Origin of the sequence: Bradyrhizobium sp. 76 (genome assembly GCF_023073025.1) — a bacterium.
Taxonomy (GTDB): domain Bacteria; phylum Pseudomonadota; class Alphaproteobacteria; order Rhizobiales; family Xanthobacteraceae; genus Bradyrhizobium.
The window spans coordinates 1-17,757 of the sequence record NZ_JADPIS010000039.1; the positions used below are offsets into that span (position 1 = coordinate 1).

General features: G+C 57.4%; 7 protein-coding genes and 2 pseudogenes. 4 read left to right on the top strand and 5 right to left on the bottom strand.

What is annotated here, in order from left to right:
* The 3 genes and pseudogenes from istB to IVB48_RS11430 form a co-directional block, all read left to right on the top strand.
* The coding region (istB, locus tag IVB48_RS11420; protein WP_247400014.1) for an IS21-like element helper ATPase IstB at window positions 1–563 on the top strand (563 nt) is incomplete at its 5' end.
* A 129-nt stretch (window positions 564–692) separates the two neighbouring features.
* A pseudogene (locus IVB48_RS11425) lies at window positions 693–923 on the top strand (adenosylmethionine--8-amino-7-oxononanoate aminotransferase BioA); the annotation flags it as partial.
* 488 nt (window positions 924–1,411) lie between these two features.
* Window positions 1,412–2,018, top strand: a pseudogene (locus IVB48_RS11430) (3-methyl-2-oxobutanoate hydroxymethyltransferase); the annotation flags it as partial.
* Between the two features lie 448 nt (window positions 2,019–2,466).
* Here IVB48_RS11430 and nolL read toward each other — a convergent pair.
* The 4 genes from nolL to IVB48_RS11450 form a co-directional block, all read right to left on the bottom strand.
* Complete coding sequence (gene nolL, locus IVB48_RS11435; protein WP_247342295.1) at window positions 2,467–3,588, bottom strand: nodulation factor fucose acetyltransferase NolL; 1,122 nt, start codon at window positions 3,586–3,588, stop codon at window positions 2,467–2,469.
* Window positions 3,589–4,662: 1,074 nt separating this feature from the next.
* Window positions 4,663–5,925 carry a diaminobutyrate--2-oxoglutarate transaminase gene (ectB, locus tag IVB48_RS11440; RefSeq protein WP_247342293.1) on the bottom strand — a complete coding sequence of 421 codons (1,263 nt, stop codon included), beginning with the start codon at window positions 5,923–5,925 and terminating at the stop codon, window positions 4,663–4,665.
* A gap of 1,203 nt (window positions 5,926–7,128) precedes the next feature.
* Window positions 7,129–7,515, bottom strand: a complete 387-nt coding sequence (locus tag IVB48_RS11445; protein ID WP_026232963.1) for a response regulator — start codon at window positions 7,513–7,515, stop codon at window positions 7,129–7,131.
* 90 nt (window positions 7,516–7,605) lie between these two features.
* Window positions 7,606–8,235: a response regulator transcription factor gene (locus IVB48_RS11450; RefSeq protein WP_051112989.1), complete on the bottom strand. Its 630-nt coding sequence runs from the start codon at window positions 8,233–8,235 to the stop codon at window positions 7,606–7,608.
* 2,160 nt (window positions 8,236–10,395) lie between these two features.
* Between IVB48_RS11450 and IVB48_RS11455 the strand changes: the two genes are divergently transcribed.
* Window positions 10,396–15,963 (top strand): trifunctional serine/threonine-protein kinase/ATP-binding protein/sensor histidine kinase, encoded by a 5,568-nt coding sequence (locus tag IVB48_RS11455; protein ID WP_247400015.1) that lies wholly within the window; start codon window positions 10,396–10,398, stop codon window positions 15,961–15,963.
* Window positions 15,964–16,705: 742 nt separating this feature from the next.
* Here the strand turns inward: IVB48_RS11455 and IVB48_RS11460 are convergent.
* On the bottom strand, window positions 16,706–17,350 hold the full coding sequence (locus tag IVB48_RS11460) for an FMN-binding negative transcriptional regulator (RefSeq protein ID WP_247342287.1): 645 nt from the start codon (window positions 17,348–17,350) through the stop codon (window positions 16,706–16,708).
* Window positions 17,351–17,757 lie beyond the last annotated feature (407 nt).

Below are 17,757 nucleotides of genomic sequence, written 5' to 3' on the forward strand. Positions count from 1 at the left end.
CTGTGCCGATGATCTCCAAGGCGCAGGTGACCGCGCTCGCCGCCGGCGATGGTTGGCTCGGCAAGGGCGCCAATCTGCTGCTGTTCGGCCCGCCCGGCGGCGGCAAGAGTCACTTGGCGGCAGCCATCGGCCTGGCCCTTATCGAGAACGGATGGCGCGTCCTCTTCACCCGCACCACCGATCTCGTCCAGAAGCTCCAGGTGGCGCGGCGCGAGCTCAATCTCGAGGCCGCCATTAACCGCCTCGATCGCTTCGACCTCCTGATCTGCGATGATCTTGCCTACGTCACCAAGGACCAGGCCGAGACCAGCGTGCTGTTCGAGCTCATCAGCGCTCGCTACGAGCGGCGTTCCATGCTGATCACCGCCAATCAGCCCTTTGGAGAGTGGAACAGGGTCTTCCCGGATCCTGCTATGACGCTCGCCGCCATCGATCGCCTCGTTCACCACGCCACCATCGTCGAGATGAACGTCGAAAGCTATCGCAGGCGCACCGCGCTCGAGCGGAAGCGTGGTCCAGGGCGACCATCCTCGCACGCGACACCAAAAACACTCGCTGATTGACGCTCCGCGACAATCAGAGCGAACAAAACTCTTGCGCGCGACAATCATCGCGGCAATCATCACCTCGCCGCGACACCGACTCGCCATCCTGATTGTCGCGCGCTTCCCATCCAGATTGTCGCGCTATACTTTGAAAACGTTCGCCATAACGGCACCATTACAGCACTGGATCTGAAGACGAGAGATACCGGCTATCTCGCAGGCGTCGGCCCGAGGCTTCACGCCTTCTTTAAAGACCGTAATCTCTTGCTGCGCCCACGCGGTAATACGATTTATGTGATGCCGCCATATTGTGTAACAGCAGGTGACCTGGACGAAATATATGCAGGGATCTGTGACGCTGCCGATGCGCTTGCCTGAAGATGCGCGCGGCAGCGCAAGATCAAGGATCCTGAGCTGAGCTTCCCGAACGACTTGAGAGAGCCTTGCCATAGACCTACGAAATGGACGATTGTGACCTCGCATCTGCAATGTGGGTGCTGCCGGCCGGGCGAGATCGCGGGCGTCGCCGGGCCGGTCCACAGTGTCATCGCGCGTTCGGCTTCAGTCCGATGGCGTCGTTGTGATTGGTTGCGTGTTCATCTGTGTGGAAGTTCCGCCGTTATTTCGATTACAAGAGATTGCCTGGACGGCAGGTCTTATCAAGCGTCTACGGACGCGAAGATGCTGGACACGTCATCCGCATTCCGGAGTTTGCGGCAGCCGTGCGAGCGCTGGTGCCCAATCATTGGAAACTTTGTGCTTCCGACTTCAGTGACGCTCCTTTTCGGCCTCCCTATTGACAGATACCTTCGCTCTTCCAAGGGGAAGGCCATTTCCAGAGACAGGCGAGGTCGGATCAGATCGACATGAGCCACATTTCGCAGCTGTCGGTTGAACGCGTCACGATTCCAGTTCTGCAACGATGCAAGTAGGAAAGGCGCGCCATCGTCATGACCACGGCTTATGATGCGGTAACGACTCGTATCGCCGATCCTGTCGTCGACGTCATTCTTGTCGGCCATAGCGTCGGCAACGTATGCCTTGGGTTTGATGACCACTTTACCGGTCAGCATGGCGATGTAAATCACCACCTGGACGTGGTCGCGCGAAAAGGCCCGGCGCCCAGCCTGTAGCTGACATGCCGTTTCTCAGCTTTCATCTCAGTCCCGACGACGCAATACGCAACTCTGGAGGCGTCCTGCAGCGTGGCGCAGACACCGTCAAGGTTGAGGGAGGGGGTAAGCGTGTCGAGATGCGAGCCTTGGGGAATTGCGAAATTCCCGTGATGGGTCGTCTTGGTCTCGCGCCACAAAGCGTCAAGGCGATGGGCGGCTTCAAGGTACAAGGTCGGAACGCGGACGATGCCCTACGTCTGCTCACGATGCGCACCAGCTACAGCAGCCCGGATGCTTTGCTCTTGTCCTCGAAGGCATCCTGGCCGCGCTCGCCGCGCGAGCGACCGAATCTCTGAGCACAACAGGCTCGCGGTGAGCAAGCGCATCGCCACCTCATCGAACAAGAACGGCTTGTGCGTTGCCGAGGGCCTTTTACTTCGGGCAGCTGTGGGACGAGACGGAGAGTCGAACGACTGGGACGTCTCGGGTTCAGTACGGCACTCGAAGAAACATCTGGCCGAGTGTGATTGGATTAGGTTCGATCGCCAGATCTGGGTCGAAACCCGGCGGCTAGACGACTAGGGCAGCGAAGCTAAGTCTCACGACAGTCGATCTTATTTGAAGGGACGCAATGGGCTGAGTTCCCCGGTGCCATGCAAACCCGAGCAATACACGCTCCGATGGGTTGCTATGCTCGACCGGCGGCACGCCGTCGCCGCCGGACCTGGGTCGAACGCTATTCCCGCGGCGTCACAAGTCGATGCTATCGCAATGCCCTGCCGTACTCAAATATCAAATGCATACAGCTAGTTCATTGCAGGTTTGGCTTGCGGAAGACCTGAGCGTGGCGGCATTCCAAGGACGAGCTGTGACAGATATGGAACGCCGCGAACAATCGAGCGCACCGTTAGCGCGATCACAATAATCGCGGCCCCGAGCATACCCGCGATGATCAACCGGGTCGTGAGATTCCAAAGTTCTCCGAACTGTACGAAATCCATGAGACGGAACACGGTACCCTGGACCAGATAGAGCAGCAGCGTGGTCTGGCCCAACTCCACCGCGATAAAGCGGGCCATTCGATTTGAACGGCGAACGCTCCAGCATTGCAGCAGGAGTTCGATAGCGATTGCTGAGGCGGCTGCAGAGCCAACAAACATCAGAAGCACGTTTTTAGCCGACCGAAAATCGTGAATTACCCCAAGATTATTGTAGACATAGGTGTCCTTGCCCCAAGCTAGAAAGCATACGCAAGTCACTATCGAGAGAAATAAAATCAGGAGCGGCTTGTGATGTCGCGATGTACTCGTCCATCGTTTTCTCGATTGAGCAAGCAAGAAGCCGAAGCAGAAGAACGGGTAAGTGAATCTGATCAGGGGTGATATGGACAATGTCAGAGGCGCGAGTGCGACCAGTATGGCTAAACCAGATATGACCCACGATTGGTGGCTGAGCTTGATAGAAATTTTGAGGAGAAGATAGGAAACAAACGTCGCCCAGATGAACCAGTATGTGCCAGCGAAATCGTCTACAAATGCCAAAAGTCCGCTCGTTAGGCTGGTCGCGTGCCACAATGCCGCCAGCTTAGCTGTCTCCATGAACGTCCACCAAAACAGCATCGGCAGCAAGAGCTGCTTCGCACGGTCGCTGGCGGCTCGAGTGAACGACTTTTGCAGCAGCGATCGAGAAGAAAGATATCCGCTTATCGCCATAAAGAGTGGCATGTGAAACATATAGATCGACTTGTAGTACGGCGAATACCAAAACCCGTCGTCTTGGTAGATGACATACTGAATCAGGTGCCCAACGATCACCAGAACAATGAGCGCACCCTTCGCAAAATCTAAGCTTAGATCTCGATCGTGTGCCTCTGCCGTGCGCGAGCTCGGGGCGATCGTTCCAGTCACGCGTAGCAATGTTTCAAACATCTAGATATCTGTTGTTGATGAGCCGGCGGCCCGTTGTCCGCTTCTTCTGCCTCATTTGCGATCCAAACGAAAGGTCATGGCGGGAGTTTTTGGAACGGGAATAAGCTCAGCTGTTAGGCCTTGAAGATGGAGCTGGCCGTCGCTGAATGCCTCGCGGAACTTTGTGGCAGAGCAGATATCTAATTTGAACTGTTGGTGTAGGACTACGGGCACGGCATACTACTTGCAGGCGCGGTTCTGGGGGGAGACTGTCGCGCTCAGTCTCCCACTCAGCCCGACGCATCTCAGACCCGGCAGGTGCGTCGGGCTTCTTCGGTTGGCCCAGCATAGTTCACCTTTGGTCCGTCACCTTCGCTTACCGCCGAGGCGCTCACGCCAAATAGGGGCTTCTGATAGCTGAACTCGGCACTCGCACTTCCGCAAATGGTTCGTCCAAAGGCCCGGTCGCCAGCCAATCAGCCGGTGTGATATCTCTCGTCATCGCGTTGCTGTCCTTTGCGGAATCAGCACCCCGAGCCTACCGGCTCAAGGTGGACAACGCCGACCTCTTCAGAAATTCAACAGAACCCGGGACATCGCCACCGCGCGTTCGTTGACGGATTTCGTCGCAAAGCCGGCGGCCCGAGTGATTGCTGCTGCACCTACGCTGTAAACGGCTCAGCCTGGATCGCTGCTGCACAATACACGGTCCTAACAAAGTACTCGTGCGGCTGGGCAGTGGCCACCAAGAAGCCACACTACACCATTGGACTCCATTCCGCACCACGAGCTCACCTTCGGCAAACCTCAGATTGGAAACTTAGATAAGGCAGCTCGACCAGAGTCGCTCGCGACTGCGAGGCTCTATGGTCAAAGGTGCTGCTCGCACTCACGTGTTGTGGACCGAGGAGAGCAGCAGGCGTTCTCCGCGCAACAGCCGACTTGGCGGATTACAGATAGCGTTGGCCTTCAGACTTTACGTTCATGATCATGGCCTCAAAACTCCTGAACCATTTCGGCGGCAAGCAAGGACTCACGCCAGTGACTTGCGGCGATGCGGTCGCTAGCAACAGTTTCTCTCGTGTGCCTACAAGTTTAGCTTGCTCGGGCTGAATTCAACGTTTCGGTCAATGACTCCTCGAATATGTCTAGGCCTTGTCCCAACGTTTCTTGCTCGATCGTAAGTGCAGGCAAGAACTTTAGAACCTGATCGGTCGGTCCGCATCGCTCGACAATCAATCCCTTCTCAAACGCTCTATGTGACGTCGCCTCTGCGATTTCGGTCGTTTTGCAATCGAATCCGCATACCATGCCCCGTCCACGAACAGCAAACCCGTTTCCGTGCTGGTGCGCGATAGCATCGAGTCGACGCCGCATAAATGCGCCCAAGCGTCGAACCTGTTGCGAGAACGTCTGGTTGCGCCAATACAGATTCAAAGCCGCTTTGCCAGAAACGAGTGCAAGGTTGTTTCCTCGAAACGTCCCCGTGTGCTCACCTGGTTCCCATGCGTCAATCGCTTCTTTGATCAGGAGCATCGATAGTGGCAAACCGTACCCACTCAGCGATTTCGACATTACAACAATATCTGGCGACAACGCGGCGAACTCGAAACTGAAGAACTCGCCTGTACGGCCACAGCCCATTTGGATATCGTCAACTATGAAAATAGCTCCGACCTCTTTTGCCAAAGCCTCAATTGACTGCAACCATTCCTTACCGGCGACGTTAATGCCTCCCTCACCTTGCACGGTTTCGACGAGAATGGCGGCTGGAAGATCAGTGCCACTGCTCTCGTCCATTAATACCTTTCGCACGTAATCCGCCGCACTGTGAGCGGAGCCAAGATACCCATCATAGGGCATGAACGTTGTGCCGGATAAGGGAATGCTGCTGCCTTTGCGGTAAAAGCGGTTACCGCTCGCGGCTATGGCTCCCAAGCTTTGACCGTGATATCCATTCGTGAAAGAAATGACGTTGTGTCGTCTTGTGATCTTACGCGAGAGCTTTAGAGCTGCTTCAACAGCGTTAGCTCCCGTAGGCCCTGTAAATTGAAAGCGGTAGGAAAGATTCCGTTCACGAAGGATGACAGAGCTAAAGGCCTCCATAAATTCGACCTTAGCTGGGGTGGCCATGTCCAAGCCGTGGACGACGCCGTCCGAGTCCAGATACTCGCTGATTGCCGCTTTGATCTCCTGATTGTTGTGGCCATAATTTAGCGCTCCAGCGCCGGACAGAAAGTCAATGACCTTTCGGCCATCCTCTGCGAACATAATCGAGCCGCGCGCCCTGCTGAACACAGCAGGAAAGGAACGTGAGTACGAGCGCACGTTAGACTCTAGCATTTCGACTGTCTTCATTCTGTGCGGCTCGTGTCCTCCAACCATGTCGTCGTCTCCTCGACAAGAAAATCTGCCCGACGAACAAGCGCGCGGCCAACATTGTACAGGATTGGCGGATCATGAGCGCACGGTTCCGGCGCCTCTCGGCGTCCTTTGGGCTCTGCGTAGGGCGTCTGAAAATCAGCTCCAACGGCTTACCCGAGGAACCAGGCGGAACAAAGCTACTATGTCTAGCAGTTTCGTCCCATCCAGCGAGGGCCCAGGCTAAGTCGTCTTTCGCGGGCAGGTTTGCTTAGTCGCGCGCGATCGAAGAATTTGCGCATACAGCGCGGTTAGCTTGGAAGCGGGGAAGTATGTGGGCCGAGAAAGTTCATCGCGACCAGAGGGCCGATGCGCTCCCGGCGACCGCGGAGCCCGCCAGCCGGAGGCGTGTGTTGGATGCTCACGCTCAGGGTCCCGGCGAGTAGAAGGGACAGGGCCGCCGCGGATCTGGCCCGGTGCGCGGGCTTATCGCTCGTCCAGAGCCGCCGCTTTGGGCCTTGCGTTTGGCCGGGATCGGCCCGGAGGGTGGTGGCGTGGATGCGTTCGGCAGCAAAGGCGTGGCTTGAAATTGCTTCGACCAGTGGCATTTGTGTTGCCCTGCAACCCGATTGCGTAGGTTCGGGTGCTTCGGCCCGCCAAAGGGTTGCTGGGAGCGAACGCAAATTGGCGAGTTTGGCGTACACCGCTCGATCCTTCGAAAGCTCAACATCGAAAATGCGGCCTTTGGGTTTCCTGTGAATTCCGAAGCGATCGCCTCGACAGACTGCGGGATTTTGGACGCGATCGTCCCGTCCTGCTCCCGCAAACTCGGTGCCAGATTTGTCTGGAGCGGTGGCACAAGTTTCAGGTGAATTCTTTGTTCTAACGACGTCCTGCCGGCAAGCCGCTGCCGTGGCACTTCGCGCTAAGCTCAGCAAGGATCTTAGGAGTGAAGGTAGGGCGCTCGTTAAACCGATGAGGCCCTCGCCTCCTCTGATTGCGCGATCATACCAAAGGCGCCTTGTCAGGAGCCCGACGTTGCAAGTGCTTCAACCAGATGCCGAATGTGCAACAACAATGACAGGAATGCGGCAAGAAAGGCGATGGTCCACTGGCACGCGGTAAGCACGGGCAGTCGCGCATTGATCGACATCGTAAGCGCCGCGCGAGTGCGCTTGGTCCAGACTGCTTCCCCATCTTTCACGCGTTCGTTCCACCCTGCTCGCGAAGCGCTGCATCGAGGCAGGCGCTCAACTCCAGGTCAGCAAACGGCTTGGCAAAAAAACCGGCTACGCCCGCGCTCAACGCGCGAGCTCGCGTGCGATCATCTGCGAAGGCAGTCATCAAGATGAACGGTGCAGCGTGGCCCTGGGCTCGCATCTTTTCCAAAAGTTCAAAGCCGCTCATCATGGGCATCTGCACGTCTGCAATGACACAGGACGTGTGGTTCAATTGAGACGACCGCAAGAATTCTTCAGCCGATGCAAACGTATGAACGATGTGGCCCTGCGATTTCAAAAGATTGTTCAGTGCGGCACGAATCGCAGGATCGTCGTCAATAACGGAAACAGTTGAATACCTAGACAAGACGACCTGTTCTTGGTTGGGCGAAGGCGCTGGCGACGCATGACGGCCAGCAGAAGGGTGCGCGTGTACGACGAAATTGTAAAATCATACTTAGGTTTGTACCGTGAAACGCTCAGTCCCAATTCCCAGCCTCTCAGCCATCCTGATCAAATCGGCTAGCGATCGAGCTCCCATCTTCTTCATCACGTGGCCGCGATAGATTTTGACTGTAATCTCGGCGAGCCCGAGTTCCGCGGCTACCTGTTTGTTCAATAGCCCGGCGGCGACCAGTTTCAACACATCCTGCTCTCGTGGACTTAGGGCCTCAAACAAGGACTGGAGCCTGCTGACCACCTTGTCTACACCTCGTCTCTTCCGATCCTGTTCGATAGCTGCGACTACGCCATCGAGTAGTTCCTGATCGCGAAACGGCTTGCTGAGAAAATCGATTGCTCCACTCTTCATGGCTTTGACGGTCATCGGAATATCGCCATGAGCGGTGATGAAAATGATGGGAATGTGAATCTTCTGTTTGGCTAACTCATTCTGGAGCTCAAGGCCGCTCAATCCAGGCAGCCTGATGTCAAGCACAAGGCAGCTAGGAACATCAGGGAGCTCGCTCTGGAGCATTTCCCGGGCGGATCCGTAAGCAACGACATCTAGACCGATCGAACGAAATAGGTTGACCAGCGATTCGCGCATTGAGAGGTCATCGTCGACGACGAAGACGCTCGGCCTCACCTCAGGCCCGACGACATTTGGGGCTTCCTTCCGGGGTTCAGAGCGCTTGGTCACGATAAGAGCCTCACTTGTACGATTTACAGTAGACTTATTGCCTCACTACGACCTTCGATCGAGCGGATAGGGCTTTTGAGGACTTCCGCGCAGTGCAAATCTTTGAAATTTTCAAGGTATGTGACCGGCCAGCCATTCGCGCCAGCGTGACGCAGGCAGGAAAGTGTAGCAAAAACCGCTCGACTGGTCGAGAACTGCCTTTGGAGTCTGTCCGCCGTCGCGTTGGATTGGCTCCCAAGCGGCCGTCAAACGATCAGCAGCCGATCGAGCAGCACCGAATCCAGAACTTGAGGCGCTCGCTTTAGCGGCGGCGCGTGTCGCCTGGCCTTCGCGAGTGAGACTGCAGCGGACGGCTCATTATGCGGCTGAAGGATCAGAATGCCCGTCGCCTTGGTAGTTGCACGCGGGGGCGCGAGCTGAGCGAATCGGCCCGATTGTGCCTGTGCATGCGCCGATCCCGCCGGCGTTGAGATCGGCAAGCGGAGTAGACTATCGCACCCATGCTAAGGAAAATAGACATCAGAGCGAGTAGCAGCGGCATCAGCAACATGAACTCTTCTTTTCCGTCGTCGGAGCGCCTGTGAGTTGCTCTGTGTGAGGAAAGCACCTTGCACCGATTTCGTACAACCTGACGCAAGGTGCGATTCAAGTCCTTTCCGTCATGTTTGTAGGAAAGATGCTCGAATTCGAGCTGCTGCAGGGGCGCTCACGTGCGTTCGTGGCGTTGCTTCCTTCACGAGCCTCGCACCCCAACATGAGGCGGCGTAATCTGAAGGAGAGGCGGGACACACTCCATTCGGTGTCCAGCTGCGGACCGGTTCGCCAAAAGGCAGTTGCATTTGCTCTCCTGCACCAGCCAAACAACCGCTGCTCCAGCGAAAGAATCATTCTTCCACCAGAATTTGCGGGCATCAGAGGTCCGTGCCCGGCACCTTGAAGGTTCGCTCTTGACCTACATAGGAAGGACAAAACGCGCCCCGAGCGGTCAACCTGAAGGTGTTGTTAGACCTGCCAGTAGCTCATCGATCCGCTAAGGGCCCAGGGCCAGGCAGAAGCATTAAAGGGGAGCCGACGCACTCCGTCGACAAGAAAGTGCGTCGGGTTCGCCCCACATCGCCAGTACATCCGTGGTGATGCTGCCTCCAATGAAGCAACCAGCGTGGCAAAGCTGAGGCTCGCTCAGCAAGGCAGAGTAGGTCGTGACTCCCCGCTACTTCGTGCCGGCCAGGAAGGGGGGCTTGGTCATTCGTAGCGTCAGGTTGTACGCTGCCGGCGCAGATCTATCGAATCGGCAAAGAAGGCGTTCCGCTGTACTTTATTCTAATTGCAATTCTCTTCACCGGTTTTGGGGTAGCCTACGCCTTGCTTGAACAGCGGTTCAAGCAGCGAGAACTCTCTCGGTCATCGGCTTCGCACGGCCGGCAATTGCCCTGCGGCGAACGGCAGCGAGCGGCATTCCGATCAGCGAGGGCCTATACGGGCGCTCGGTGAGCATCAGGGGTGCCTTTGTCGCGGGTCAGTTGCTCCATCATTGGAGGAATGAAGAGAATAGTTATGGGCGCGGTTTCGCTCACACTTGGCTTTCAGATCTGCCCTTCATGCTGTGGTTCAGAGTCGATGACTGCATTGCGCATTCCAACAATGGAGCCAGGAGTGAACGTCGATTTCGAAAACAGCACCGCTCGTGTCGCCGGGATTTCTAGCCTGAGCGCCCTTGCGGCGTTTATGTTCAGCGACTCGAGCGAGCATCTTGCTTCTCCTCGGGTCTTAGAACGGAAGCAGCGATCCGGGCCCTGCTGCACGTCGGGCAGTGCGCCATGGTCGGGTAACGGGCCACGAGCCCACTCCATCGAATACAATCCTTCGCCGACACACTGCGCTAGCGAGAGCGCCGCCGCCGATTCTGTGCAGGCTCAGCCGGCGCGCAGGATTGGGCTTGATCGACACGCTTGGGCCACGTATTCGGTGTGTAAGTCGCATCTCGGCGTGCCGCCGTCCACTCTTTGGCGGCCTTAATCGGTAATCCGGCCCCTTTGCGAAGTCTCTTCACAAGCTCGCCCGATATGTGTCAGCTTCCTGCTCAGTCCTTATTGATCGGGCGGGCAAATGCCGCGGGACCTCAGCCGAACTCTGTTCGGCTCAAGCATCGACAGTGACATCCAGCTCCTGTGGGAGGACGGTGATCGCGCGTTCTGCCGTGGGTGGCACCGGCAAATCCACGGCAGCAGGGCTGTCGTGCTTGTCGTGCGGCCCATCGCGGAACACCCAGCGACGCTCGACCGCCTCGCCCATGAGTACGAGCTGAGGGAGGAGCTAGACGAGGGATGGGCGGTGCGGCCGTTGGAACTCATCCGGGAAGCCGGTCGGACTATGCTGGTCCTGGAGGATCCATGCGGCGAGCCACTGCTAAATTTACTCGGGATCCGTATGGAGCCGAAGCGCTTCCTGCGCCTCGCTGTTGGTATCGCGAGGGCCGTGGGCAGGCTTCACCGGCACGGCTTGGTCCACAAGGAGCTGAAACCCGCTCACATTCTGGTCAATTGTCCTGACGAACAGGTGCGACTCACTGGGTTTGGTCTGGCTTCCCGTCTTTCCCGCGAGCGCGTGCCGCCTGAGCCTGCCGAGTTCATCGCCGGCTCGCTGCCCTACATGGCGCCCGAACAGACCGGACGAATGAATCGCTCGGTCGATTGTCGCAGTGATCTCTATTCACTTGGCGTGACATTCTACCAGCTGCTGACCGGCGCGCTGCCGTTCACGGGCTCAGATCCCTCGGAGTGGATCCATTGTCATATTGCAAGAAAAGCAACACCGCCCGTCGAGAAGTCGCAAAACCTCCCGGAGCCGATATCTCAGATTGTGATGAAACTCCTCGCGAAAACCGCCGAGGAACGCTACCAGACTGCCGCTGGCCTTGAGCACGATCTGCAACACTGTCTCGCAGCATGGGCCAACCACGGTCGCATCGACCCGTTTGAGCTCGGCACAGACGACACACCTGATCGGCTGCTCATCCCCGAGAAGCTCTATGGCAGAGCCCTTCAGATCGAGGTTTTGCTTGCCTCTTTCGATCGCGCGGTGAAGAGCGGCGCGCCGAAGTTGGTGCTCGTCGCCGGTTATTCCGGTGTCGGTAAGTCTTCGCTCGTCCAGGAGCTACACAAAGCACTGGTGCCCTCGCGCGGGCAGTTGGTATCAGGCAAATTCGACCAACTGAAGCGCGACGTTCCTTATGTGACGCTAGTGCAGACGTTTCAGAGTCTTGTCCGTCCTCTTCTCAGCAAAAGTGAGGGCGAACTCGCCACCTGGCGGCAAGCGCTCCTGGAGGCGCTCGGCACGAATGGACGACTGATGGTCGAATTGATCCCCGATCTGAGCCTGATCATTGGCGAGCAGCCCGCAGTTGCTGAGCTTCCAGCCCGGCAAGCGCAAATGCGTTTCCAGCTGGTGCTTCGCCGCTTCATTGGCGTGTTCGCGCGGCGAACCCATCCTTTGGTGCTCTTCCTCGACGATTTGCAGTGGCATGATGCCGCAACGCTCGACTTGATCGAGGATCTCCTGACGCAGTCGGATCTGCACCTGCTGCTGATTGGAGCTTACCGCAGCAACGAACTTGATGCAGGCCATCCACTCAAACGCAAGCTCGACTCCTTCAGGAGAGCCGACGTAAATTTCGAGGAGATCACGCTCTCGCCGCTCGCTGCAGACGATGTCGCGCGGTTAGTCGCGGATACCCTTCGCTGCGGACTAAAACGCGCTGCCCCGCTTGCAAAGTTGGTGCATCAGAAGACGATGGGTAATCCGTTCTTCGCCATTCAATTCCTTTCTGAACTGGCCGAAGAGCAGCTATTGACGTTCGATCACGAGTCGGCGCGCTGGCGGTGGGATCTCGAGCGTATTCACGCAAAAGCGTACACCAAGAATGTCGTGGATCTGATGCTCGGCAAGCTCATCCGCCTGCCTGAGGCAACGCAGGACGCGCTGCAACAGCTGGCCTGTTTCGGCAACATCGCCGGGACGGCGGAGCTTGCGATCGTGCTCGAAATTTCGCAGGAGAAGGTGCATGCGACCCTGTGGCCGGCGATCCGGCAGGAACTCATCGCGCGCCACGGAACAGCCTACCGCTTCCTCCATGATCGCGTTCAAGAGGCGGCCTACTTCCTGGTGCCGGAATCCTCGCGCGCTCCTGCCCATCTGCGGATCGGTCGGTTGCTGGCGGCACACGTTCCTGCGCACAAACGCGAAGAGGCTATCTTCGACATCGTCAGCCAACTCAATCGAGGCGTCGCGCTAATTGCCTCCGGTCATGAGCGTGAGCAGCTCGCAGAGCTGAATTTCGTCGCAGGGCAGCGTGCCAGGGCGTCGGCTGCCTACGCCTCGGCACTCACATATTTCACCGTCGGTGCTGCGCTGCTCGCGGAGCACTCTTGGGGAAGGCGCCACGAACTCGCGTTTGCACTGGAGACAAGCCGGGCTGAATGCGAATTCTTGGTAGGCCAGCTGGACATTGCAGAGAGCCTCCTGTCGGTACTGTCGAAGCGCGCCTTGAACGCGCCCCAGCGAGCAACGGTCGCATGCTTGCGGGTCGATCTTTACTTGGCGCTCGGCCAGCACGGGCGGGCAGTGCTCACAGGGCTCGAATATCTTCACGACGTCGGGATCGAGTGGTCGCAGCATCCGACGGACCAGGAAACATTAACTGAATATCAGCGGATGTGGTCACAGCTGCCCGAGGCAATCGAGGATCTTTCTAGGTTGCCTGCAATGACAGATCAGACCATGCTTGCCACGCTTGCCGTCTTGACGCGCATTCTTCCGCCCGCAGGTTTCACGGACGCCAATTTATCCGCTCTGGTCATCTGCAGAGCTGTCACCATCAGCCTCGGATACGGCAACACTGATGCTTCTTGCGCCCATTACGCATGGCTGGGCCGAATCTTGGCCGGGCGCTTCGGCGACTACCAAGCAGCTGACAAATTTGGTCGTCTTGCTTGCGACCTGGTTGATCGCGGTGAGTTCTCCCGCTTTCGGGCTCCCGTCTATTTGGCCTTCGGGTGCAACGTGATCCCGTGGACGAAGCCCCTAAGAGGTGGCCGAGTTTTGATTCGGCGAGCGCTCGCAGCTGCGGTCAGCAGCGGCGATGTCATCTATGAGGCGTACAGCTTGCTTCATCTAACCTCAAATATGATGATGGCCGGAGATCCCCTGAAAGAGGTGCAGAACGAGATAGAGAAAAGCTTTGCTACGATACGGGATAGAAAGGTTCAGTTTGCTGCTGATACCGTAGCCGCTCAGCTCGCAATCATTAGAAGCATGCGCGGCCTCACGCGCTCATTCGGTTGCTTGGATGACCAACAGTTTGACGAGCTAGAGGTCGAGCGATCGTTGGCTCGGAGTCTGGAGCTGTCACCTAGTGAAACCGTCTACTGGATCCGCAAACTTCAGGCGCGATTTCTAGCCGGCGATTATGCTGCGGCTGTTGATGCTCGCTCCAAGGCGGAGCCCAAATTATGGACTCTGCCGACAGAGCCCTTGATCGCGGAGTTTCACTTCTTTGGTGCGCTGTCTCACTCATGTTACTGCGACAAGCTAGGCGAAAGCGAACAACAGCAACATTGGCTTATCATTGATGCCCATTACAGACAGCTGCAGATATGGGCGACGAATTGCCCCGAAAATTTTGAGAATCGGGCTACCTTGGTCGGCGCTGAAATTGCAAGGCTCGAATACCGGGATGCACACGCAATGCGACTGTATGAACACGCAATCCAGACCGCAGCACGTAACGGTTTCGCCCACCACGAGGCAATCGCTTGCGAGCTTGCAGCGCGCTTTTATGCTGCGCGTGGTTTTGACAGAATATCCCGGGTTTACCTGCAGGACGCCCGGCGCGGCTACCTTCGTTGGGGGGCGGATGGCAAAGTGCGTCAGCTCGACGAGCTGAATCCCCATCTCAGCCATGAGGAGACCGCTCCTGCCGTGAATGGCCTGCGGATCGGAGCTCCGGTTGAGCATCTTGACCTCGCGACGGTGACAAAAGTGTCGCAGGCGATTTCCGGCGAGATTGTTCTTCAAAAGCTAATCGACACGCTTATGCAGACTGCCATTGAGCAGGCCGGCGCCGAACGAGGTTTGTTGATTCTGCTACATGGAGGCGAGCCACGGATCGAGGCGGAAGCCACAACGGTAGCGGATGCGCTGCTTGTAAAGGTGAATGAACAGCCCGTAACGCCGATGGCCCTTCCCGAGTCCGTGCTGCATTTCGTCCTGCGTGTCCGCGAAAACGTCATTCTCGAAGATGCTGTCGCCGAGCCTTCATTTGCGGAAGATCCGTATATCCGCGAGCGCAAAGCGCGTTCTATTCTTTGCCTGCCACTGATCACGCAGGGCAAGCTGATCGGCGTACTTTATCTGGAGAATAATCTCGCCGCGCGCATATTCTCGGCTGCCCGCAACTCGGTACTTAAAATGCTTGCCTCCCAAGCTGCAACAGCGCTGGAAAACAGCCGGTTGTACAGCGAAGTTCAGCAACGGGAGTCGAAAATCCGGCGCTTACTTGACGCTAACATCATTGGAATATTTATCATTCGCGAAGGAGGCGAGATCATCGAAGCAAATCAAAGCTTTCTCACGATGGTTGGATACGACCGAGAGGATCTCGTCGCGGGGCGAGTGAACGGTCTCGACCTGACACCGCCAGAATGGCACGAGCGTACACTGAATGCGGGAACAGAAGCAAAAAGGACCGGAGCGGTTCAGCAGTTCGAGAAAGAGTATGTCCGCAAGGATGGCAGCCGCGTGCCGGTGCTAGTTGGCCTCGCCGTATTCGATGCGCGAGACGACCAAGGTGTTGGCTTCGTCCTCGACCTGACAGAGCGAAAGAGAGCGGAAGCGGAAGCCCGTGAAAGCGAACGACGGTATCGCGAGACTCTGATGGGGCTGGCACACGCCAATCGGATCACGACAATGGGACAGCTGGCCGCCTCAATCGCCCATGAAGTCAACCAGCCGATTGCCGCGATCAGGAGTAATGCGGGGGCGGGGCTAAATTGGCTCGGTGCTCAACCGCCAAATCTGGAAGAAGTTCGGCAGACCTTCGGGTTGATTGTCCGTGACAGTATGCGAGCGGGGAACGTGATCCGCCGGATCCGCGCTCTTATGAATAAGGCTCCTATGCAAACGGAGCTTCTCGCAATTGACGAATTGATTTTAGAGGTGCTGGGCCTAGTTCGCGCGGAACTTGCGAAAAATGATGTATGGGTGCAAACGCGACGGACTGAGGCGTTGCCGCTCGTCCGGGCAGATCGCGTCCAGGTGCGGCAGGTGATTCTCAATTTGATCACGAACGCCATCGAGGCCATGAGCGAGATCAACGAAAGTGATCGCGAGTTACTGATCAGTGCGCGGACAGATGACTCGAATAACGTAGTGGTCACTTTTCGGGATACGGGTCCAGGACTCGATCCGAACTGCGCTGACCGCGTGTTCGATGCGTTTTACACCACCAAGTCCGAAGGCATGGGCATGGGGCTGGCCATTTGCCATTCTATTATTGAGGCGCACGGAGGCCGGATGTGGGCGGGCGCCAATGATCCTCGCGGGGCCGTCTTTCAGTTCAGCATGCCGGTTGCGCCGGAGGGCGTGGATCGGTCGGAACAGGTCTCTTCAACGTCTTAGGCTCGAATTCGACATCGAGCAGGGCGCTCCGGGAGCCCCGATCATCGTGACAGAAGCAACGGCGAGACCTCGAGGATTTGAGACATTCGCGTTTCTTACTGCCCATCGGGGAGTGTTGGAGCGTGCGCAGATTGTCGCGAATTGTCAGAAGATCTGCAATCTGACCCTAACGTCGGATTCAAGACGCTTTGAGGGCTTCCTGCAAGTCTCAGAGGCTTGCAGGGCGTCAAGCGGAATAAGACGAAAGCTGCACACGCAGTGTTCGAGAGAATGACGGCAATCGCCCTCCAAAGCATCTTTTGTTTGAGTCGGGAGGGCGACATGATTTAACTTAATGCATGCAACCGTCGCCTGTGGCAGTGCAGATCTTCAGTGTGGGTGATCAGTTCGGCCCATGGCAACATTCCGTACTAAACTGGTTTCGAAACCGCTTGCTTTGAGAACCGTGGAGCCGGGGCAGCCCACTTGAATCCGATCTCAATGCAGAGCATTCTGTCATGCGCCCCGAAGCGCACCTCGGATTGCAACCGAGGTACCGCTCTTCTTCTCCGGAGTTGGCCTCGGGGCCGCGCGCCGCTGTTGGCGGTTGCAATAGCTGACGCGCAAGCGATGGCGTCCTGTATGGTTTTCTCTGCTCTGTGAAAAGCACCTGCCGCGAGCAGGAACCGTCCGCTGCCGGCGCATCGCTGTGCAGAAGGAGAGCAGTCGAGGATATGGAGAAATGCAGGTGGTACCGCGTCGTTCACAATACGTCGTTCGGGTTCGTCATCGCAATGAGGTGAGCCACACGACGGTCTTCGTCACGGTCGCTCTTTGATAACCCCTCGATGACGCCGGCGCGATCCGCCGCGTTGCGGTTCTGGCTCATCTTCCGCGTCCCATCCAACCGTGTAATTTGCAATCGCAGGCCGACAATCCCCTTCAGCTCCGTTTTGATGAAATCGGCAGGGGCGTCAGACACCGCCCAGCGGTCTTTGCCCGAGCGCTCATGCACATCGGTCAGCCGCGTGACCACCTTTCGCAGCCGATCGGCATCATCGAAGAATTCGATCGGCCCGTAGGCATGCACAGCGACATAGTTCCACGTCGGTACGGCCTCGCCTCTCTCGTGCTTGGTCACGTACCAGGAGGGGCTGACATAGGCCTCCGGCCCAGCGAAAATGGCCATCGCCTCGCCAGCCGGTGTCAGCTTCCACTGCGGATTCGCACGCGCCACGTGGGCGTAAATCGTGCCCATGGAGCCTTCGCGCTCGTCGAGTACTACGGGCAGCATCGTTCCAACAAGCCCTTCGTGAGTAGCGGTGATCAGTGTCGCCGTGCGTGCCTCGCGCATCGTCCGATGAACGTCGGTGATATCGACAACTTGGAAGGAGCGCGGCGTGTACATCGACGAAGCTCCCCGGCAGCCCGACGGAAAGCCGGGCGACTCATGATTCGGACTAGGGTACGCCTCGTGTCGGATCACAGAAACGATCAGTTTTGGTGGGTATTTTCATTCCTCCGCGCTCTAGGCCCCTGGGCCAGTAAGCCTATGATGAGTCAAAGGTGCAGGTGCAGATCGGAGGGTGCGTTTGCACGCTGGCCAGCCGTTGCCTTCCACGGACCGCCTGCAGACGAATTCGGCTCTTCGTGCCGATGACTGCAGCACATGAGCAGCTTCACCTTAGAGCTATGAGTGGGACGCCAGAGTTGCGGCTGAGCCCTTGCCGCATCAGCTCGCCGCGCCGCGAGTCGCAGGTTGGCGGTGACTGGTTGTGCTAGATCCGCGCCGGCACTGGACGGACATATCAAAAG